19 protein-coding genes are annotated in these 19,373 nt (G+C 55.5%); 2 read left to right on the forward strand and 17 right to left on the reverse strand.

Annotated features, from left to right (window positions below; all coding sequences use genetic code 11):
• The 4 genes from ACTQ34_RS05885 to ACTQ34_RS05900 all read right to left on the reverse strand — a co-directional run.
• A partial coding sequence (locus ACTQ34_RS05885; protein ID WP_441362953.1) for an IS256 family transposase occupies positions 1 to 861 on the reverse strand: 861 nt, incomplete at its 3' end.
• A 503-nt stretch (positions 862 to 1,364) separates the two neighbouring features.
• Entirely contained in the window at positions 1,365 to 2,372 is a 1,008-nt protein-coding gene (locus ACTQ34_RS05890) for a M42 family metallopeptidase (protein ID WP_441362954.1), read from the reverse strand.
• Positions 2,369 to 3,391, reverse strand: a complete 1,023-nt coding sequence (locus tag ACTQ34_RS05895) for a M42 family metallopeptidase (protein ID WP_441362955.1) — start codon at positions 3,389 to 3,391, stop codon at positions 2,369 to 2,371. Before ACTQ34_RS05895 ends, ACTQ34_RS05890 begins: the two co-directional genes overlap by 4 nt.
• Positions 3,388 to 4,422 carry a M20/M25/M40 family metallo-hydrolase gene (locus tag ACTQ34_RS05900; protein WP_441362956.1) on the reverse strand — a complete coding sequence of 345 codons (1,035 nt, stop codon included), beginning with the start codon at positions 4,420 to 4,422 and terminating at the stop codon, positions 3,388 to 3,390. Before ACTQ34_RS05900 ends, ACTQ34_RS05895 begins: the two co-directional genes overlap by 4 nt.
• Positions 4,423 to 4,669: 247 nt before the next feature.
• Between ACTQ34_RS05900 and ACTQ34_RS05905 the strand changes: the two genes are divergently transcribed.
• Positions 4,670 to 4,981 carry a DUF6442 family protein gene (locus tag ACTQ34_RS05905; protein ID WP_441362957.1) on the forward strand — a complete coding sequence of 104 codons (312 nt, stop codon included), beginning with the start codon at positions 4,670 to 4,672 and terminating at the stop codon, positions 4,979 to 4,981.
• 3 nt (positions 4,982 to 4,984) lie between these two features.
• Entirely contained in the window at positions 4,985 to 5,194 is a 210-nt protein-coding gene (locus tag ACTQ34_RS05910; protein WP_441362958.1) for a helix-turn-helix transcriptional regulator, read from the forward strand.
• Positions 5,195 to 5,238: 44 nt separating this feature from the next.
• Here ACTQ34_RS05910 and ACTQ34_RS05915 read toward each other — a convergent pair whose 3' ends face one another.
• From ACTQ34_RS05915 to ACTQ34_RS05975, 13 genes are all read right to left on the reverse strand, one after another.
• Positions 5,239 to 5,655 (reverse strand): hypothetical protein, encoded by a 417-nt coding sequence (locus ACTQ34_RS05915; protein WP_441362959.1) that lies wholly within the window; start codon positions 5,653 to 5,655, stop codon positions 5,239 to 5,241.
• Positions 5,652 to 7,193, reverse strand: a complete 1,542-nt coding sequence (locus ACTQ34_RS05920) for a Y-family DNA polymerase (RefSeq protein WP_441362960.1) — start codon at positions 7,191 to 7,193, stop codon at positions 5,652 to 5,654. Before ACTQ34_RS05920 ends, ACTQ34_RS05915 begins: the two co-directional genes overlap by 4 nt.
• A 242-nt stretch (positions 7,194 to 7,435) precedes the next feature.
• Entirely contained in the window at positions 7,436 to 7,936 is a 501-nt protein-coding gene (locus tag ACTQ34_RS05925; RefSeq protein WP_441362961.1) for a hypothetical protein, read from the reverse strand.
• A gap of 36 nt (positions 7,937 to 7,972) precedes the next feature.
• Entirely contained in the window at positions 7,973 to 9,397 is a 1,425-nt protein-coding gene (gene gatB, locus ACTQ34_RS05930; protein ID WP_441362962.1) for an Asp-tRNA(Asn)/Glu-tRNA(Gln) amidotransferase subunit GatB, read from the reverse strand.
• A gap of 15 nt (positions 9,398 to 9,412) precedes the next feature.
• The gene (gene gatA / locus ACTQ34_RS05935; RefSeq protein ID WP_441362963.1) at positions 9,413 to 10,882 is read right to left on the reverse strand and encodes an Asp-tRNA(Asn)/Glu-tRNA(Gln) amidotransferase subunit GatA; all 1,470 of its coding nucleotides are present in this window, start codon (positions 10,880 to 10,882) and stop codon (positions 9,413 to 9,415) included.
• Between the two features lie 14 nt (positions 10,883 to 10,896).
• Complete coding sequence (gene gatC / locus ACTQ34_RS05940) at positions 10,897 to 11,184, reverse strand: Asp-tRNA(Asn)/Glu-tRNA(Gln) amidotransferase subunit GatC (protein ID WP_297275931.1); 288 nt, start codon at positions 11,182 to 11,184, stop codon at positions 10,897 to 10,899.
• 1 nt (position 11,185) lies between these two features.
• A complete protein-coding gene (gene ligA, locus ACTQ34_RS05945; RefSeq protein ID WP_441362964.1) occupies positions 11,186 to 13,174 on the reverse strand; it encodes an NAD-dependent DNA ligase LigA in 1,989 nt (662 codons plus the stop codon).
• A 65-nt stretch (positions 13,175 to 13,239) separates the two neighbouring features.
• Positions 13,240 to 13,932: a sporulation protein YunB gene (yunB, locus tag ACTQ34_RS05950; RefSeq protein ID WP_441362965.1), complete on the reverse strand. Its 693-nt coding sequence runs from the start codon at positions 13,930 to 13,932 to the stop codon at positions 13,240 to 13,242.
• An 86-nt stretch (positions 13,933 to 14,018) separates the two neighbouring features.
• Positions 14,019 to 15,953 carry a bifunctional 4-hydroxy-3-methylbut-2-enyl diphosphate reductase/30S ribosomal protein S1 gene (locus ACTQ34_RS05955; RefSeq protein ID WP_441362966.1) on the reverse strand — a complete coding sequence of 645 codons (1,935 nt, stop codon included), beginning with the start codon at positions 15,951 to 15,953 and terminating at the stop codon, positions 14,019 to 14,021.
• A complete protein-coding gene (locus ACTQ34_RS05960) occupies positions 15,950 to 16,537 on the reverse strand; it encodes a lysophospholipid acyltransferase family protein (protein WP_441362967.1) in 588 nt (195 codons plus the stop codon). The genes ACTQ34_RS05955 and ACTQ34_RS05960 overlap by 4 nt, the downstream gene beginning before the upstream one ends.
• The gene (gene cmk / locus ACTQ34_RS05965) at positions 16,534 to 17,214 is read right to left on the reverse strand and encodes a (d)CMP kinase (protein ID WP_441362968.1); all 681 of its coding nucleotides are present in this window, start codon (positions 17,212 to 17,214) and stop codon (positions 16,534 to 16,536) included. Before cmk ends, ACTQ34_RS05960 begins: the two co-directional genes overlap by 4 nt.
• Positions 17,214 to 18,446, reverse strand: coding sequence for an NAD(P)/FAD-dependent oxidoreductase (locus ACTQ34_RS05970; protein WP_441362969.1), 1,233 nt, complete (start codon positions 18,444 to 18,446; stop codon positions 17,214 to 17,216). Before ACTQ34_RS05970 ends, cmk begins: the two co-directional genes overlap by 1 nt.
• Positions 18,443 to 19,312, reverse strand: a complete 870-nt coding sequence (locus ACTQ34_RS05975; RefSeq protein ID WP_373163308.1) for a MurR/RpiR family transcriptional regulator — start codon at positions 19,310 to 19,312, stop codon at positions 18,443 to 18,445. The genes ACTQ34_RS05970 and ACTQ34_RS05975 overlap by 4 nt, the downstream gene beginning before the upstream one ends.
• Positions 19,313 to 19,373: the final 61 nt, after the last annotated feature.

Here is a 19,373-nt window from a genome sequence, read left to right on the forward strand (position 1 = left end):
TTCTCGGGCGGCTTTCTTGCTCTCCTGAGCGTGGATCGCCTTGAGCATCTTGGCCACCAGCTTCACCTTTGAGCGAGGTGTGACAGAGAACACATTTCGGTAAAAATGGACGGTACACCGCTGGTATTTGGCCTCAGGAAATATCTCTCCCACGGCTTCCAGCATACCAAGACACTTGTCGCCAACAATGAGTTTCACACCGTTCAGACCACGGCCACGCAGCCACTGGAAGAAGCTGATCCAGCTGGCCTTATCCTCCTTCATGCCCTCTGCGGCGCCCAAAACCTCACGATATCCATCCTCATTAACCGCAATTGCCACAAGAATGGCTACATTTTCAAATTCTCCACCCCAATTGCGGCGCAGGTAGATCCCATCCACATAGACATATGGATACCGCCCACCTCGCAGAGGACGGTTCCGCCAATCTTCAATGTGGACATACGCTTTCTTATTCAGCTCACTGATGGTGGAGGGAGAGACTTTGCTGCCCCACAGGGCCTCAGTGATGTCCTCTACACGCCGGACGGATACACCTGCCAGGTACATTTCAATAAGAGCCTCTTCCACACTGCTCTCCCGGCGGCGATACCGCTCAATAATGGCAGTCTCAAAGGAGATTCCCTTGAGCTTAGGCACCTTGAGAGTGACATCCCCAGAAGTGGTGGTGAGGTTGCGGCTGTAGTGACCGCTGCGGTAGCCCTGGCGCTGCTTGTTACGCTCGTACCGGGCCGCCTGGGTTAGCTTCTCCGCCTCGGCCTCCAGAAGCTCATTGAGTGTTTCTTCTACGCTTCCACGTACAAGTTCCTTGAGCTGCCCCTTGATAACTTCCTCGTTTAGCTGTACAATCTTCTCGGACATGGTTTGCTGTCTCCTTTCGAATGGTGTGTCGCGACTTCATTCTACCAAAGATCTGCAAACCATGTCTTTTTTGTTTTTGCGAAACTTATTCTACCTGACCAAATACTATCATGCAAGTCATACAAATCATACAAGTAAACTCATTTAATTGTCATCACTTGGTTAAGTTGATAATATCGAAAAAAACCGCTTATTTTTACAAATAAGCGGTTGCATATATTTTTAATTTAGAATAAAATAATAATGGAGGCCTTTGGATGGTATCTCCCCCAGTCAAGCACGCTACCAGCTGCGCTACACCCGGATAGATTCACCGAAATAAATCTTGCTAAAATAGAATAACAAATTTGACAGCGATTGTCAAGAAAAATCTATAAAAAAGCTGCAAGTCTGGAGCAAACTACAAACAGGCTCATGCTTTTGCCCGTTGCAGAATAGAGCCTTCCAACTGCAGACCGGACGGGACACGATATCTTCCGTATCCCGTCCGGTTTTCTGCTGTTTTATGCATTGTTTGTTCCATAGGTCATTGCAAACCGCGCAAGCAGTTTTGCTGCGTCCTCGACATCGCTCACCGCGCACATCTCGCTCGGAGAATGGATATAGCGCGTCGGAATAGACACTGCGCCTGCCTGCACGCCCGCGCGCGCCTTTTGCAGCGCGGCCGTATCCGTACCGCCGAACTGTAAAATCTCGCGCTGGGTGGCAACGCCGCAGTCGTGAGCCGCCCGCTCGAGTGCTGCACACACCGCCGGTGTGCAGATGACCGAGCGGTCCATCACCTTGACCGCCGGGCCTTTTCCCATGTCGACTGCCATCGGCGTTTTACGCTCAGGCAGGTCGCCCGTGTCGGTCACATCCACTGCAATGGCGACATCCGGCTGCACGGCAAACGCCGCCGCTCCCGCGCCGCGCAGGCCGACTTCCTCTTGCGCCGTGAATACGAAATACAGGTCGTTGTCCGTCTCCCCTACCTGCTCCATCGCGCGCAGCAGCGTCACGCAGCCGATGCGGTTGTCCAGATACGGGCCGCACAGCACACCATTCTGCTCAAAGCGTGGCGCTTCAAATACCGCAAAATCACCCACTTGCACCTGCTTTTCCGCATCCGCGCGGTCCTTTGCGCCGATATCGATGAACAGATTGTCCAGCGTCAAGTCCTTAAACGGTGTTTTCTCTTCATAAGAGATGACCCCACGCGTACCGTTTGCAAAGCGCACGGTGATATTGATGAGGTCGCCCTTGAACAAGCCGCCGACTTGCGAAAAGCGGATAAATCCCTTTTCGTCGATATAGGTGGCCACCACGCCGATGGAATCCATATGTGCGGCAAACAGCACCTTTTTACCGCTTCCCTTTTTGCGGCAAATGAGATTGCCCAACGCGTCGGTCGTCACGTCGTCAATATATTCTCCTGCGATGGCCGCAATCGCCTCGCGCACGGCATCCTCGCGGCCGGATGGGCCAAACGCACCGCCGACCTCGTTCCATAAATCAAAAACCTTGCTCATTCGGTTTCTCCTCCCAGTTCCTCCAGAAATGCGCGTGCAGCCTGCAAAACCGCCTCGCAGTCGCTCAGTGCCGCCACGCTCGACGGCGAATGGATATAGCGCACGGGCGCGGCCACGGCGCACACGCGCACGCCTGCCCGGCTCTTATGGATGCGGCCTGCATCCGTGCCGCCGGAAATGCGCGTCTTGGTCTGCCACGGAATGCCGCGCCGGATACATGCGTCACGCAGCATCTCAAACAGCGCCGCATCATAAATCGTCGCGCCGTCCATGAACGGAATAACCGCCCCGCCGCGCACGCGGCAAACCGCTTTACCATCCTTCACTTCCGCCAAATCGGCTGCGGTCGTGCCCTCGATGACGAGCGCAAATCCCGGGTCGAGCGCATAGGCCATACTCGCCGCACCACGCAGGCCGGTCTCCTCCTGCACGGTAAAGCAGAACCAGGTATCAACCAGCGGCTGCTCCTCCAGCAGCGTCAGCAGCGCCGCGCAGCCGATACGATCGTCAATTGCCTTGGCTTTGATGAGCCCATCTCCGAACAGCACCACATCCGAATCGAACACGCCGTAATCGCCCAGCGAAACCTTGGCTTCGGCCGCCGTGCGACTGGTTGCGCCAATATCGATATATAAGTCCTTAATTTTGGGCATAGTGCGCCGCTCGGCAGCGGTTGTCAAATGCACCGCCTTGATGCCGATGACGCCGCGCGTGTCGCCAAACCGCACGCCCTTGCCGATTACAACGCGCGGGTCGACCCCGCCGACAAAACCAAATTTCAGCATGCCATCCTCGGTGATTTTTTTGACGATAACGCCAACCTCGTCCATGTGCGCGCACACGGCGACCGGCCGCTCGAGTGTCTTTTTCCCCTTGCGGAACACCATGACGTTACCGATGGAATCCGTTCGGATTTCATCCGCGAAAGGTTTTGCTTTTTTGAGCACAAACTCGCGCACCGCGTCCTCACAGCCGGATGGACCGGGCAGCGCGCACAGCGTTTTGAGCAGTTCGGTCATGCTTCCACCTCCCCGTCAAAGTCGCACAGGAACCGATACATCAGTTCTGCCACATCCTCCACATCGGATGTTTTGACTACCTCGACCGGCGTGTGCATGTATTTCTCCGGGATGGACAGCAGTGCAGTCGCAATGCCGTGCGCGACAATCTGCATTGTCCACGCATTCGTACCCGTATTGCCCTCCATCACCTCGAGCGAATAGTCGATATCGTTGGCCTTCGCGGTTTTGATAAGCCGCTTGGTCAGCCCGCGGTGCAGATTCGGCCCCACGCCGATGGCCGGGCCGCTGCCCAACTCAAACACGCCGTCCGACGGGCCATCCGGCGTTTTACCGTGCGTTACGTCCACCGCAATTGCATACTCCGGCTGTACGACAAACGCGCCGGTCTGTGCGCCGAGGCCTGTGACTTCTTCCTGCGCGCTGATGAGCACCGCGATATTACAGCGGCGCTTTTTATGCTTTTTGATTTTTTCCAACGCAAGCAGAATCGCGGCCACGCCCGCGCGGTCATCCAAGCATTTGCTGCAAACCTGCCCGCCAAGCAGCTTGACCGGCTGCTGTGCAAACACGATCGGCGTGCCAATACGGATTTTCTCCTTGGCGTTTTCCAGTCCGGTGTCAATCAGCATTTGATCCACCGGCACCGCCTTATCCTGTTCGCCCGCTTTCAGCAGGTGCGGCGGCATGCAGCTGACAACGCCGTATAACGGCTCGTCCGCCAGAATAGTCACTTCGGTTGCCAGCAGCATGCGCGGGTCAACGCCGCCCACCGGCGCAAAGCGCAAAAAGCCACCGTCCAGCACCTCGGTAACGACAAAGCCAATCTGGTCGAGGTGTGCGTCAAGCAGCACGGTTTTGGCGTGCTTGCGACCGCAGCCCTTATAGCCCAGCACATTGCCGTTGTGGTCGATTTCAACCGTATCACACAGCGGACGCAGCAGCGCGGCAACTGCCTGTGCCGCCTGTTCTTCAAACCCGCTCACCGCCGGCAGCGCGCACAGCGTTTGCAGGGTTTTCTCTATCTGCAAGGAACATTCCTCCTTTTTTCTCTACGGTGGGCCGCAGCCCGCCCGTAGACTCTATTATACCCGTTTCCCCTGCCGGAAACAATACGCCATCCACAGTGATGGATAGATTTTACGTCCGATTTTCCGCTTCCAAGCATTTTGCCAAGAAAACTTTGCAAATCTTCTTGACAAGTTTACTTGGCGTGTTATACTGAATATGCAAAGAACACTTGGTATATTATTGGATAGAGACAGTGAGGTGTTCCCTATGAATAAAGAGGAAATTCTGGCAAAAAGCCGCAGAGAAAATCTGGATGAAGGCAAAAAGAATGCAGAAAATCAGGGCAGACAAATCGGCATCATCTCATTCATCACCGTTCTGATTTTTCTCTTCATTTTCAACATGTGTACCAATCGGTCAAACGACGCGCTGGCCGCAGTCTTTTGGGCATATGTTGCAGCCGAAGCCTATCCCCGCTATCGGTTCAGCAAAGATAAATCTCTATTGGTGACCTCCATTGCAGGCGGTTTTCTCTCCATTACCAACCTTATCACCTATGTAATGCGCGTGGTGGGATGAGCGATGAACGAAAAACTGATTCTGCGCAACCGTCTGAAAGAAGCGCGCGGTGAGAAAAATTTATCGCAGGCACAGCTGGCCGAGCTGGTCGGTGTATCACGCAACACGATTAGTTCCATCGAGACCGGACAATTCAACCCAACCGCCAAGCTCGCGCTCATTCTGTGCATCGCACTGGACAAAAAATTCGAAGATTTATTTTACTTCGAGTGAGCAATCCAAACAGGCCGGCCGCTTTCCGCGGTCGGCCTGTTTCATCATAGCAAATGCAGGTCCATCACCTGCTCCACCGGCACGATCGTGCCGTCTTCCAGCACGATCTGCTTTTCAAAATCGCGTATTTTACAAACGCGGCCGCGTACGGTCACATACGCTCCGCCCTCCTTTTTATGGTCCGGCACGAAATAGGTAATCTCCGCTGCCGGTTGTGTGCCGATCTGCGCGCGCAGCTGACCGATGCGTGCGTCCAGTTCAGCGATCACGCCTTCGTCAAGCGCTGCACGCGGCTGGGTCAACCGCGCGGTTTCCGCGACTGCATCCACATGACCGGTCAATGCAGCAAAAGGGGCAAACTGCGCCGCACGATTTTCCCGCGGCATAGGCGGATGCCGCAACGATGTGTGATGCGGCAAATACAGCAGCTCCGCATATCGCTCCACTTCGTTTTTTCTCATGCCTTATGTCCTCCGATCTGGTCGTTGCGCGCCCGCGTGGTCGCTGTATCCTGCAAATCCATGCCTTTCAGAATCGCATTTTTGCCAAATTTACGCTTGATGGAAAGAATCGCTTGCTGCATCTGCTGTTCTCGCGCCAGTATAGCAGCCTGCTCCCGTTCCTGCTGCTGCCGCGCCGCATAATCAGTAAATAAATCAATCTGCTCATATTCCGGCACTCGCTCCAATGTGGCCTCGTCCCGCAGGTGATTGGCCGACAGCGATAACCGCCGCACAAGCAGTTCGCGCCGCACAATACGATCATAGAGTCCACTTACCGCATCGGTCAACAGCTTAGCGGATGCGGTGTGCTGTTCCAAATTTGTCGTACCATGCGCATGCTTTGGTATTGTACGGCCATAATGGTCGGTCACAACAGCACCCTGATACTGCGCACGCCGCGCTGGATCGGTTAGACTAACACGGTCATATCCCACCGTCAGCACAATCTGGTCGGTTGTCAAATGCTTTTCCACCAATTCAAGTGCAAGCAAATCAACCATTTCGCGCACCACCAAACGCGCATCGGCAAAGGAATACGGTTCTTGCAGCACCTGCCCGGAGGCAATACTTTTTTGCGCCGGACGATAGGACTTAATCTCCTCCATCGTGCATGACTCAAATCCCCATGCATGGTCAATCAGCAGCTCTGCATTCACACCGAACAGACGATACAGCAATTCTTCGTTGTAGTAATCCTGCGGTGCTCCTATGGAACAGCGCGCAATATCACCCATGGTGCGCAGCCCGTGCTGCTCCAGTTTGCGTGCGTAGCCGTGCCCCACCCGCCAGAAGTCGGTCAGCGGCCGATGTGTCCACAACTGCTGCCGATAGGACATCTCGTCGAGCTGCGCGATGCGGATACCATCCGCATCCGGTGTGATATGCTTCGCCACAATATCCATCGCAACCTTGGCCAGATACAGATTGGTGCCGATACCTGCCGCTGCCGTGATGCCGGTTGTGTGCAGGATATCCCGCACGATATGGGCGGCCAGTTCGCGCGCGGTCAGGCCATAGTGCGGCAGATAGGCAGTCGCATCGATAAACACCTCGTCAATCGAATACACATGGATATCCTCCGGCGCAATATATTTGAGATAGATCTCATAAATTCTTGTGCTCCACGCAAGATAATGCGCCATTTGTGGCGGCGCAGTCAGATAATCCACCGCAAGGGACGGATTTTTCCGCAGCGTGCTGTCATCACAGGATTTGCCGGTTAGGCGATGCCCCGGTGCCTGATACCGGCGCATTTGGTTTACCTGCCTGAGCCGCTCGTTCACCTCAAACAAGCGCGCCCGTCCTGGGATTCCATAGGCCTTGAGCGAGGGTGACACCGCAAGGCAGATGGTCTTTTCCGTGCGGTTGGGGTCTGCCACCACCAGATTGGTGGTGAGCGGATCCAGCCCGCGCTCCACACACTCTACCGAAGCATAGAAGGACTTCAGATCGATTGCAAAGTAGATGCGCGTCTGCGCTGCACTTGCCGACACCATTTCTCTCTCCCTTCCAGCTATACTTACATTGGTTACCCTCATTATAACATGCTCTTGCCCCAAAATCAAACATTTGTTCGATTTTTATCCTACATCATTCTTCCATATTCCTATACTATGTCGTTCTTTCTGTTTACAGCATCTATTTTGCCGCTTGTTTTCAGTTTTTCCATTCGATCAAATGTCATACATGAAACAAAAAAGCCTGAGGGATGCTCCCTCAGGCTTTTTTATGCGTTTATTCAAGTATCCAGCTCACAGCAATACAGCGTATTGGTATCGGTGTCATAAATCCCCACGGTGAAATTGAAAGACGCCCGGTTCAGAATATCCGTACCGGTTGCCTTTCCCTGCTCCACCTGCCGATCGATCAAACGATAATATCCATTTGCAATCTCAGGCACTAAGACCTTGCCGTCTTCATCCGTCAAAAACGGGCCGACACTGCTTGTCTCATCAGACACCCCATATACCAACGTCTGAACGGTTTTGTCCAGCGGAAATGGTTTCCATGCGTTGTCTGCTTTGATCTGTTTTATCATCTCGTTACCGTCAAAATGCAGCACAACACAGAACGTGCCGTCGCCGTTGCCGCTATGCGTGTCCATACTGGACATTGTGCTGCCGGTAGAAGCATCCACCCCAAGCGCTTCCGAAACCATGTCCTGTGGGTTCTTCGAACCACAGGCGGCCAATGAAAAGACGAAAACGAGAACAATCCCTATCCAACCTAACTTTTTCACCGCAAGCACCTCCGCTTATCATGTAGGAAAACCTACTTAGAGCTTGGCCAACTCCTGTGCAATCAGCTTGTTGATGATCTGCGGGTTGCCCTGCCCCTTGGAAGCCTTCATGCACTGGCTCACAAGGAAACCGGTGACATTCTTGCCTGCCTTGAAGTCCGCGACTGCCTTTTCGTTCTTTGCAATCACGTCCTGCACGATGGCAAGGATTGCACCCTCGTCGGACACCTGCTTGAGGCCCATGCGCTCTACAATCGCCTCAACCGTTTCTTCAGTCTCGAACATGCTAGGCAGAACCTTCTTGCCAGCCGCACCCGAAATCGTGCCCGCTTCAATGAGTTTGACCAAATCGACCAGCTTGTCTGCGGTCAGCTTGGTGTCCGGCAATTCCACGCCCTTGTCGTTGAGATACTTGGAGATATCGGACAGAATCCAGTTTGCCGCCGCCTTGGGCTTGACCTGTTTTGCCGCCGCGTCGAGCAGCTCCGCCTTGGCAAAGCTGTCCGAAATCAGACGCGCCTCCATCGCGGTCATGCCGTATTCGTTCAGATAGCGCTCATAACGCGAAATCGGCAGCTCAGGGATTTCGCTCTCGATCTGCTGCATCCACTCATCCGAAATTTCCACCGCAATCAGGTCCGGATCGGGGAAATAACGGTAGTCCTGCGCATCCTCCTTGGTGCGCATGACTGTGTTCTTGAGCTTCACATCATCCCAGCGACGGGTCTCCTGCTGAATTTCGCCGCCGTTCTCGACCACTTCGATCTGGCGGGCAATTTCATAGTCAATCGCACGAACCGCGCCCGAAAACGTGTTGATATTCTTCATCTCCACGCGCGTGCCCAGCTCCTCCGAGCCTTCCGGACGGATGGAGACGTTCACGTCGCAGCGGATCGAGCCTTCCTCCATCTTGCAGTCGCAGATATCGAGGTAGGACAGCGTATTTTTAATCATTTCAAGGAATTCCTTCGCTTCCGCCGAGGAATGCAGATCAGGCTTGGTGACCATCTCAATCAGCGGCACACCACAACGGTTGAAGTCCACCACCGTGCCGTCGATCTCGTCATGCAGCAGCTTGCCCGCGTCCTCCTCGAAGTGGATGCGCTCGAGACGGCAGGACTTCTTCTCGCCATCAACATAGAAGAACACCTCGCCGTTTTCACAGATCGGCACATCGAACTGCGAAATCTGGTACGCCTTGGGCAGGTCGGGATAAAAGTAATTCTTACGGTCAGCCTTGCAAAGCTGGTTGACCGTGCAGCCGGTCGCCTTGCCCATCTTGGCCGCATAGTGAACCACCTGCTTGTTGAGCACAGGCAGCGCGCCCGGCATACCGGTGCAAACCGGGCAGGTGTGGGTATTGATCGGTGCGCCGAACGAAGTCGAGCACGAGCAGTAAATCTTGCTCTTGGTGGACAGCTCCGCATGCACCTCAAGGCCGATGACAGCTTGATATTTCATTTGTCTATTCCTCCCTTACAGTGCCGCGATGATGTTTTTCAGGCCGGACGCCTGCTCGAATGCAAGACCCGCGTCCAGCAGCTTCTGCTCACCAAAGCGCGGCCCGATGAGCTGCATGCCGATCGGCATCTTATCTGCGTCAAAGCCGCAAGGCTGCACCAGACCCGGCAGGCCCGCGATATTGACCGATACCGTGCAGATATCGCCTGCGTACATCTCCAGCGGATTGGTGGTCTTGGAGCCCATTTCATAAGCGGTAGTGGGGGCAACCGGTGTCAGAATGACATCGCACTTCTCAAACGCATTTGCAAACTCCTCTCGGATCTTGCGCTGCGCCGCGCGCGCCTTCTTATAATATGCGTCGTAATAGCCGGAGGACAGCACATAGGTGCCCAGCATGATGCGGCGCTGTACCTCCGCGCCGAAGCCCTCAGAACGGCTCTTGGTGTAGAGCGCAATCAGATCATCACCCGCGTTCGGGGTGCGATAGCCGTACTTCACGCCGTCAAAGCGCGCCAGGTTGGACGATGCCTCGGCAGACGACAGGATGTAGTACACCGGCAGCGCGTATTCAACCAGCGGCAGCGAAATCTCGAACACCTCTGCGCCGAGGTTCTTGTACGTCTCGGCAGCGGCCAGCACGCTCTCACGTACCGCGTCCGAAATACCCGCGCCGAAATATTCCTTGGGCAGACCGATCTTCATGCCCTTGATATCGGCATTCAGGTTTGCACGGGTCGAGCCTTCAAACGGGGTTTTGACCGAGGTCGAATCGTGCATCGGGTCGTGACCGGTGATGGCATCGAGCAGCATCGCTACATCTTCTACCGAACGGCCGAACGGGCCAATCTGGTCGAGCGAAGACGCAAATGCGATCAGGCCGTAACGGGAAACCGCACCATAGGTCGGCTTAAGGCCGACTACGCCGCAGAAGGACGCCGGCTGACGAATCGATCCGCCGGTATCCGAGCCGAGTGCCAGCGGAACCTCGCCCGCCGCAACGACCGCCGCCGAACCGCCGGACGAGCCGCCCGGCACGCGGTTTAAGCCGTGCGGGTTGTGGGTCGGATGCGCGGCCGAATTTTCACAGGACGAACCCATTGCAAACTCATCCATGTTTGCCTTGCCGGTCATGACCATATCGTTTGCGGTCAGCTTCTCCATCACCGTCGCGTTGTACGGCGGCTTAAAGTTGTACAGCATCTTGGATGCGCAGGTAGTCAGCGTCCCCTTGGTGCAAATGTTGTCCTTAACGGCAACCGGAATGCCCGCCAGTGCGGACAGCTTCTCGCCTGCAGCACGCTTCTTGTCCACTTCAGCTGCCTGCGCGAGCGCAGACTCCTCCGCGACCGTCACATAACCCTGCACCTTGTCCTCGACCGCTTTCGTGCGGGCGAAAACATCCTGTGCAAGCTCCACCGCGGAGATTTCCTTATCGGCGAGCATTTTGGAAAGCTCGGCCGCTGTTTTCTCAAAAAGTGCCATTGCTTCTGTCCCCCTTATTCTACCACGCGCGGCACGGCTACGCCGCCCGCCTGAAAGTCCGGCGCGTTCGGCTCGATAAGCTCATCAGGCGTATACTCCTGCACAACCACGTCCTCGTGAAACGCGTTCTTGCGCTCCGTGTTGATAACGTCCGTGATGTCGCCAAGGTCCAGCTCCGCGAGCTTGTCCACCATGCCGACGATACCCTGCATGTCATCCGCGAGACGGTCAAAAATGCCGCCCGTTGAGTCCAGACGCGCAAGGGATGCGATGTGCTCAATTTCTTTTCTGGAAATTGCCATGTCAAAGTTCCTCCTGCTGTATCATATTTTTGAATTCTTCCTCTGTTAAGACCGGGATGCCAAGCTCGGCTGCCTTTTGCAGCTTGCTGCCCGCGTTTTCCCCGGCCACCACATAGCTTGTTTTCTTGGAAACCGACCCGGCCGCCTTGCCGCCGAGCGACTCAATCAGGTCATTAATCTCTTTGCGAGTGTAGAGCGTCAGACTGCCGGTGGCCACAATCGTCTTTCCTGCAAGCAGGTCGCTTTTTGCAGTCTTTTCGCCGACAAAATTCACGCCCGCCGCGCGCAGCTTTTCAATGAGTTCTTTCGACTGGTCGAGTTCGCGCCACGCCGCAATGCTTTCCGCGGTCGTCTGACCGATGTCTCGAATCTCGGTCATTTCCTCGACCGATGCCGCGAGCAGCGCATCCAGGCTGCCGAAATGGTTGCTCAGTATCTTGCCCGCTTTCTGCCCAACATGCCGGATACCGAACGCAAACAGCAGCCGCGACAGGTCGCGCGTTTTGCTCGCCTCGATGCCGCGCAGCAGGTTGTTCGCCCAAGTATCGACCTTTTTGCCGAGCGGCAGCAGCTGCTCCACTGTCAGGTCGTACAAATCAGCAGCGGATTTCACTAGCCCCGCGTCAATCAGTTTTTGCAAATTGCCTTCGCCGCAGCCGTCAATATCCATCGCGTCGCGCGAGGCAAAGTGCATCAGATTGCGCAGCAGCTGCGCCGGGCACGCTGCACCTGTGCAGCGGATGGCGGCCTCTTCGTCATCTTCAAATACCGGCGCGCCGCATACCGGACAAAGCTTCGGCATTTCATACGGCTGCGCATCCGCGGGACGCTTATCCAGCGCCACCCCGATAATTTCCGGGATAATCTCGCCTGCCTTGCGCACCGAAACCGTGTCCCCCACCCGTACATCCAGTTGGCGAATGAAGTCGCGGTTGTGCAGCGTCGCACGCGACACGGTCGTGCCCGCAAGCCGCACCGGCTCCAGCACCGCATTGGGCGTCAAAACGCCCGTGCGTCCGACCGAAATAATGATATCCTTGAGCAGTGTCTGCTTGACCTCGGGCGGGTACTTGTACGCCGCCGCCCAGCGCGGGAACTTCGCCGTCGAGCCGAGTGTCTGTCGCTGGGCAAACGAATTGACTTTGACGACCGCGCCGTCGATGTCGAAATCCAGCTCGCCCCGCGTCTCGCCCATGTTCTCAATCTCACGCTGTACATCCGCAGGATTGGTATAGACCGGATAGCGCGGACTGACCGGAAAACCAAGCGATTTCAGATAATCAAGTGAATCAGTATGGCTGGTCAGCGGAAGCTCGTCCGCATTCTGGATATTAAAGCAGAAAATGGATAGCTTGCGCTGCTTGGTGATTTTGCTGTCCTTTTGCCGCAGCGAACCCGCCGCCGCGTTGCGCGGATTGGCGAGCAGCGGCTTTTCGTGCAGCTCCAGCTCCCTGTTGAGCGCGTCGAACACCGACTTTTTCATATAGACCTCGCCGCGCACAATCAGGTGCGGCGGCGCGTTTTCCAGCTTATGCGGAATATCCTTTATCGTCTTGAGGTTGGCGGTCACGTCCTCGCCGACCTGTCCGTCGCCGCGCGTCGCGCCACGCACAAATTCGCCGTCGACGTATTCCAGCGCAACCGAAAGCCCGTCGATTTTATACTCGACCACATATTCCGCCTGCCCGACCGAGCCTTCGACGCGGCCATAAAACTCGGAAAGCTCGTCAAAGGAAAAAACATCCTGCAAGCTCTCAAGCGGATAGGCATGCGTGACCTTGGCGAACCGGCCGGATGCCGTGCCGCCGACGCGCTGCGTCGGAGAATCCGCATCCGCGTATTCCGGATGCGCAGCTTCGAGTGCGCGCAGCTCACGCTGCATCATATCATATTCGTAATCCGAAATCTCCGGTGCATCTTCGTTATAATATTTTTCGTTATGATACCGCAGCTTTTCACGCAATGCGGTGATCTGCCCGAGGGCATCCATGCAAGCACCCCTTCACATTCCAATACAGAATATAGTATATCAAATTTTTGGCTTATTCGGAAGTATTATTTTCCGTTTTCCGACGAATTATCATAATCGCTGATCTCCCCAAGCAGTCCGGAACCCAAATCGTCAATATAGGTATATCGCTCGGGCACGGTACCGACAATCACCGTATCGGTGACCGGATAGCTGGTGACAATTTCACGGTCCTCGCCGCCCAGCGGCGTCAGAATACGGAAACCCGCATGGATTTCGATGATGATGTTATGCCGTGTCTGGTTGATACCTGCCGCGGAAAAGGCGCTGACAAACTCGGCCTCCATCTGGGTCAGGCCCGCCATGCCGATGTCCACCGACGGCCCCATGCCGGTAAAATAGTTTGGGGCAAACACCGTGCCGAGCGGCACCTCAACCGTTGTCTGTTCCAAATCGCTAAGCCGCTCAAACAGCCCGTTGACCAGCCGCGCCTTGATTTGCCCGATGGCAATCACATCCGTGCGCAGCGCGGTGACATGATTCTCGCTATCTCGCTCCAGAACCACCATATTTTCGTATGTCTTGGGGTCGGAAAAGACCTCCTCCTGCATCAGGTTGTTGATCTCCTGAATTGCGCTGTCCTCGCAGACATTGGTGGCGTATTCCATGAAAATCTGCCGCATCCGCACGGTCGCCATGATACCGGCGGCAGCCAACACAGCCAGCAGCACCATCAGCCGCAAGCCTTTCCCTCTTCCGCGATACCTGCGCCGCCGCATAACTTCCGCCCCCTCCGGGGACAGTATACGCAGCGCAAACACAAAAAAGAAGCACCCGTTTGGGGTGCTTCTTTGCAGCTTCGGAATTACTCCTCGTCGTACTCGTCATCCGCAACGAGCAGCGCACGGATGGAGAGAGAAACCTTCTTCTTCTCATCGTTGATGTCGATGATCTTGGCCTCAACCTGCTGGCCAACCTCGAGCACATCCTCGGGCTTAGCGATGCGGTGATCCGCGATCTGAGAGATATGAATCAGGCCGTCCACGCCCGGAACAATCTCAGCGAATGCGCCGAACGGCATAAACTTGAGGATCTTAACCTCAGCCACGTCGCCCACGCCGTACTTGGACTTGAATACGTTCCACGGATTGTCCTCCTCGCGCTTGTAGCCGAGGGAGATCTTCTTGTTTTCCTTATCCAGACCGATAACGAACACCTTGACCTTGTCGCCGACATTGACAACTTCAGACGGGTGCTTGATGCGGCCCCAAGACAGTTCGGAAATGTGAACCATGCCGTCCACACCGCCGATGTCAACAAACGCGCCGTAGGAGGTCAGGCTCTTGACCGTGCCCTCGTACTCGTTGCCAACCTCGATGGTGCTCCAGATCTTCTCGGCAGCAGCCTTGCGAGCTTCCTGCTGGATCTGGCGGATAGAGCCAACCACGCGCTTGCGCTGACGGTTGATCTCGGTGATATAGAAAGACTGCTTGGTCTTTACCAGCTGGCTCATCGGCTGATCCTTCGGCACGCCGGTCTGGCTGGCCGGAATAAAGACGCGCACGCCAAATGCGGTAGCAACCACACCGCCGCGGTTCTCTTCCACGATGGTGCCTTCCACAACAGTGTGTTCCTCATACGCCTTCTCGATGGTCTCCCAGCCCTTGAGCTGGTCAACGCGCTTCTTGGACAGAGTAACCGTACCCTCGCCGTCGTTGACGCGAACTACAACCGCTTCGATCTCATCGCCCGGATGGATGTTGGCAGCTACATCGTAATTCGGATCATCCGACAGTTCGCTGACCGGGATATACGCAGTGTGCTTAACGCCAAGGTCGACCTGTACGTCGGTCGTGGACACTGCGACAACGGTACCGGTGACTTTCTCTCCTGTATTTAAAGTCTTGAAGGACTCTTCGAGCATTGCGGCAAAGTCCTCGCCATTTTCGATTTTCGTTTCTTCGCTCATCATGTTACTGACCTCCTTAATTATCCATGCCGGTGTCGATGCCCCTGCTGTGATCCCGACGCGCCCATCCCGGCAGAGCTCCTGCGTCGTAAGCTCCGCGGCGTCCTCGATATAAAGCACATTTTTGCACAGCGACCGACTGATTTCATACAGCCGTTTTGTGTTGGAACTTTTCTTGTCGCCGATCACAACCATTTGATCCGACGCACCGGCAAGCAGACGAGCCTCCGACTGACGCTCATCCGTCGCTTTACATATTGTATCAAAAATTTTGAGGTTTGTACACCTTTTTTTTATCAGACCGACGGAAATATTCCAAATTGCCCGATTGACAGTGGTTTGTGCAACTACGGCAAGCGGCCTGTCAACCATCTCCAACTGCTCGGTGAACGCCCGCGCCTGTGCTTCTCCCTCCAGCACGACCGACTCACCGCACCAACCTTGAATCCCCACAACCTCGGGATGGCCCGCGCTGCCCAGAATGACAATCAGGCGACCGTCCCGACTTTCCCGGTCAACAATGCGGTGAATTTTCTGGACAAAGGGACAGGTTGCATCGAAAACCTCGCAGTCTTTTGCCGCAAGGGTATCATAAACCGTGCGCGGCACGCCGTGCGCGCGGATGAGCACCTTTGCCCCGTCCGGAATTTCCTCCAGCGTCTGCGCGGTGCGCACGCCGCGCTCCTCCAGTCGCCGAATCTCATGCATATTGTGGATAATTTCACCGTAGGCGTAAAGCACGCCGTTTTTTCCGGCCTGCTGCTCGGCTAAATCGACCGCGCGACGCACCCCAAAGCAGAATCCTGCGGTTTTTGCAACTGTAACACTCATACTTTTTCCTTCAGCGCGTAAATACGGTGCAGAATATCATCCGCAATCACGCCATAATCCTTTTCTTTTGCATCCGGACGAAAGGGTTCACCGATGACAACGGTTGCCTTGCAGCGAAAGCTCTTGTTTTCCGTGATGTACATCGGCAGAATCGGCGCGCGGGTCTTGACCGCCAGCATCGCCGCGCCTTTTTTGGTTTCGCCCTCGCCCGCGCCGCGTGTGCCTTGCGGGAAGATAATCAGCTTGCGGCCTTCGCGCACCGCGCCCAGCGCCGTCTTAATAGCTGTGATATCCGCGCCCTCACGGTCAATCGGAAACGCGCCCAGCGCTGCAATCAACCACGCAAACAGCTTATTACCTTGAAACAGCTCTTTTTTCGCCATCAGACGCAGCGGCGTTTTGTGTCCCAGCGCCACGGCTGCAAACGGTGGGTCGGACAGCTGCACATGATTGGGGCAGACCACGCAGCCGCCCTCCGGGATATTCTCCCGGCCGATTATCTTATATCCGAAATAGATATGAAAGCCCAGCGCCACGAACGGCACCGCAAGCCATTGAAACCAGCGGTGGAATTTGAATTTCATGGATTTTCCTCCGTTTTTTCCCGAATGATGCGCAGCACAGCCTGGATGCTCTGCTCAAGCGTAATATCACTCGTATCCAGCAGCACAGCGTCCTCCGCCTGCCTCAGCGGTGCAACTGCGCGCGTCATGTCCTTATGGTCGCGCTGGCGAATATCGCGCAGCACTTCGTCCAGCGTCACCTGCTGTCCTTTCTCGCGCAGCTCTAAAAAGCGTCGCTGCGCACGCGCCTCGGCCGAGGCCGTTAGAAAAATCTTGACCGGCGCATCCGGCAGAATAACCGTGCCAATGTCGCGCCCGTCCATGAGTATATTGCCGTTTTTGGCCATATTCCGCTGAGTGTCGAGCAGAAACTGCCGCACTTCGGGCACCGCCGACACCTGAGAAGCATACTTTGCAATCTCCGGCGTTCGAATGGCCTCGGACACATCCTCGCCGCACAGCAGAATATGCTGCGCGCCGTTCTGATAGGTCAGCGAAAGCGTAATTTCGGGCAAAACCGAAACAATGCCCGCCGTATCGTCCCCGGAAATACCCTTACGGCACACCGCAAGGCCGATGGCGCGATACATTGCACCCGTATCCACATACACATAACCCAGCTGTGCCGCCGCCGCACGCGCGACCGTCGATTTGCCCGCGCCCGACGGGCCGTCGATGGCGACAGAAATATAACCCATCACGATTCCTCCTCCTGCGCGGCGGATACCCCGGCTAACCGGCCGGTTGACCACGCGATTTGCAAATTAAAACCGCCCGTGTAGGCGTCTACGTCCAGCACCTCGCCTGCGAAATACAAACCGGCGCATTTTTTCGACTCCATGGTTTTCGGGCTGACCTCACGCACACTCACGCCACCCGTTGTCACAATTGCCTCGGCAATCGGACGCTTGCCCGACACCGCCACCGAAAAATGCTTGAGTGTATGCAAGAGCGAGGCACGCTGCACTTTAGTGATGCTGTTTACCTTGGCATGCGGGTCGATTTTGGACATCCGCACCACCACGGGAATCATTTTGCGGGGCAGCAGATCGCCCAGCGCATTGATAAAATCGCTGTTTTTATGCTTATCAAAGTCCGAGAGCAGACGCTTATCCAGCATTTTTTCGTCCAACGCAGGCTTGAGGTCAATTTCAACATGATATGTCTTACTTCCAAAATGCCGCATATGCGCGGACGCAGACAGAATCAGCGGGCCGGACAAGCCAAAATGCGTGAACAGCATCTCGCCGAACTCGGAAAAAATCCTTTTGTTGTTTTCAAACACGGTCACCTGCACATTGCGCAGGCTCAGTCCCATCAGCTCCCGACAAGTCTCCCCTCCCTCGACCAGCGGCACAAGCGAAGGATTGGGCGGCACAACCGTGTGCCCTGCCTGCTTAGCAAAACGGTAGCCGTCTCCGGTCGAGCCGGTCTGCGGATAGGATGCACCGCCGGTGGCCACAATCACACGGTCGCCCGCGTAAGCCTTGCCGCCCGCGCGCACACCGGTGACACGGTTATCCTGTATTTCCAGTTGTTCCACTGTTTTCTGTATGATTGTAACACCCAGACGTTTGATCCAGGTAAAAAGTGCGTCAATAATGTCCGCGGACTTGTCCGAAACCGGAAAAACACGGTTGCCACGCTCGGTCTTAAGCGGCACGCCATGCGCTTCAAAGAACGCCATCACATCCGCAGGCGAAAGGCAATCCAGCGCGGAATATAAAAACCGCGGATTGACCGGCACGTTCTGCAAAACCGTCTGCGCATCGCAGTCATTGCACACATTGCAGCGGCCCTTGCCGGTGATGAATAATTTGCGACCAACCTTTTCATTCGTCTCAAACAACGTTACACGCGCACCATTTTCCGCTGCCGTGCCCGCAGCCATCAGCCCTGCCGCGCCGCCGCCGACTACCAGAATATTCAATTTGTCTCGTCCTCCGGCTTTTCGTATACGTCGTATTCCTCCCAAATGCGCTCGAGCTTGTTGAAGGTCTGCTCGATTTCGTCGCGCCTGCTCATGCCGACGGCAACAATCAGTGCATTGACAACCGAAAGCGGTGCTACCAGCGAATCAACAAAACTCGCCATATCGCTGCGCGCAAGCAGCAAATGGTCGGCTACGCGCGCCAAAGGTGACAGACGCGAATCGGTCAGTGCAATGACGCGCGCGCCGCGATCGCGCGCATACTGCATCGCACTGAGCGTGCGCTTGGAATAACGCGGGAAGCTGACGCCGAGCACCACATCACCCGGTCCGACGCGCAGCACCTGCTCAAAAATTTCACTGACGCTGTTGGTATGTACAAGCGTCACATTTTCAAACAAAAGGTTAAAATAAAATCCAACAAAATTGGACAGCGCACTCGAAGAGCGCACGCCGAGTATGTAAATCCGTTTCGCCCCGATCAGCGCATCCACCGCGCCCTGAAAGGCGTCCCGGTCGATTTCGTCCAGCGTCTGCCGAATCATGTCCATGTCCGCGTGCAGCACCGTCTGCAGCACATCGCGTCCACCCATGCGGTCGCTTGACACCTCCATACGCTGCACCGAGGTCAGTTTGTTCCGAATCATCTCCTGCAGGGCGCGCTGCAAATGCGGATAGCCGTCGTAGCCCAATTCAGTCGCAAACCGCACCACAGTGGATTCGCTCACGCCGACGGTCGTGCCCAGACGGCTGGCCGTCATGAAGGCGGCTTTGTCATAGTGCTCCAATATGAAGCGCGCAATCTGCTTCTGTCCCTTGGAAAAGCCGGACAGCTCGCTCTGGATTTTATTGATCAGGTCGTTCATGGTTTCTCTCCCTTGGCATGCAAAACCTGCATTTTGCCGTTTCTATTTTAAGCGGTTACCG

Origin of the sequence: Agathobaculum sp. LCP25S3_E8, assembly GCF_052117165.1 — a bacterium.
Taxonomy (GTDB): Bacteria; Bacillota; Clostridia; order Oscillospirales; family Butyricicoccaceae; genus Agathobaculum.

Coding starts and splice junctions, on each gene's coding strand:
- ACTQ34_RS05890 (WP_441362954.1), bottom strand. CDS start 2,372: ATGAGCAAGGTTTTTGATTTATGGAACGAGGTCGGCGGTGCGTTTGGC.
- gatB (WP_441362962.1), bottom strand. CDS start 9,397: ATGAAATATCAAGCTGTCATCGGCCTTGAGGTGCATGCGGAGCTGTCC.
- ligA (WP_441362964.1), bottom strand. CDS start 13,174: ATGGATGCCCTCGGGCAGATCACCGCATTGCGTGAAAAGCTGCGGTAT.
- ACTQ34_RS05960 (WP_441362967.1), bottom strand. CDS start 16,537: ATGAAATTCAAATTCCACCGCTGGTTTCAATGGCTTGCGGTGCCGTTC.
- gatC (WP_297275931.1), bottom strand. CDS start 11,184: ATGGCAATTTCCAGAAAAGAAATTGAGCACATCGCATCCCTTGCGCGT.
- ACTQ34_RS05910 (WP_441362958.1), top strand. CDS start 4,985: ATGAACGAAAAACTGATTCTGCGCAACCGTCTGAAAGAAGCGCGCGGT.
- ACTQ34_RS05955 (WP_441362966.1), bottom strand. CDS start 15,953: ATGAGTGTTACAGTTGCAAAAACCGCAGGATTCTGCTTTGGGGTGCGT.
- gatA (WP_441362963.1), bottom strand. CDS start 10,882: ATGGCACTTTTTGAGAAAACAGCGGCCGAGCTTTCCAAAATGCTCGCC.
- ACTQ34_RS05975 (WP_373163308.1), bottom strand. CDS start 19,312: ATGAACGACCTGATCAATAAAATCCAGAGCGAGCTGTCCGGCTTTTCC.
- yunB (WP_441362965.1), bottom strand. CDS start 13,932: ATGCGGCGGCGCAGGTATCGCGGAAGAGGGAAAGGCTTGCGGCTGATG.
- ACTQ34_RS05915 (WP_441362959.1), bottom strand. CDS start 5,655: ATGAGAAAAAACGAAGTGGAGCGATATGCGGAGCTGCTGTATTTGCCG.
- ACTQ34_RS05905 (WP_441362957.1), top strand. CDS start 4,670: ATGAATAAAGAGGAAATTCTGGCAAAAAGCCGCAGAGAAAATCTGGAT.
- cmk (WP_441362968.1), bottom strand. CDS start 17,214: ATGGGTTATATTTCTGTCGCCATCGACGGCCCGTCGGGCGCGGGCAAA.
- ACTQ34_RS05920 (WP_441362960.1), bottom strand. CDS start 7,193: ATGGTGTCGGCAAGTGCAGCGCAGACGCGCATCTACTTTGCAATCGAT.
- ACTQ34_RS05895 (WP_441362955.1), bottom strand. CDS start 3,391: ATGACCGAACTGCTCAAAACGCTGTGCGCGCTGCCCGGTCCATCCGGC.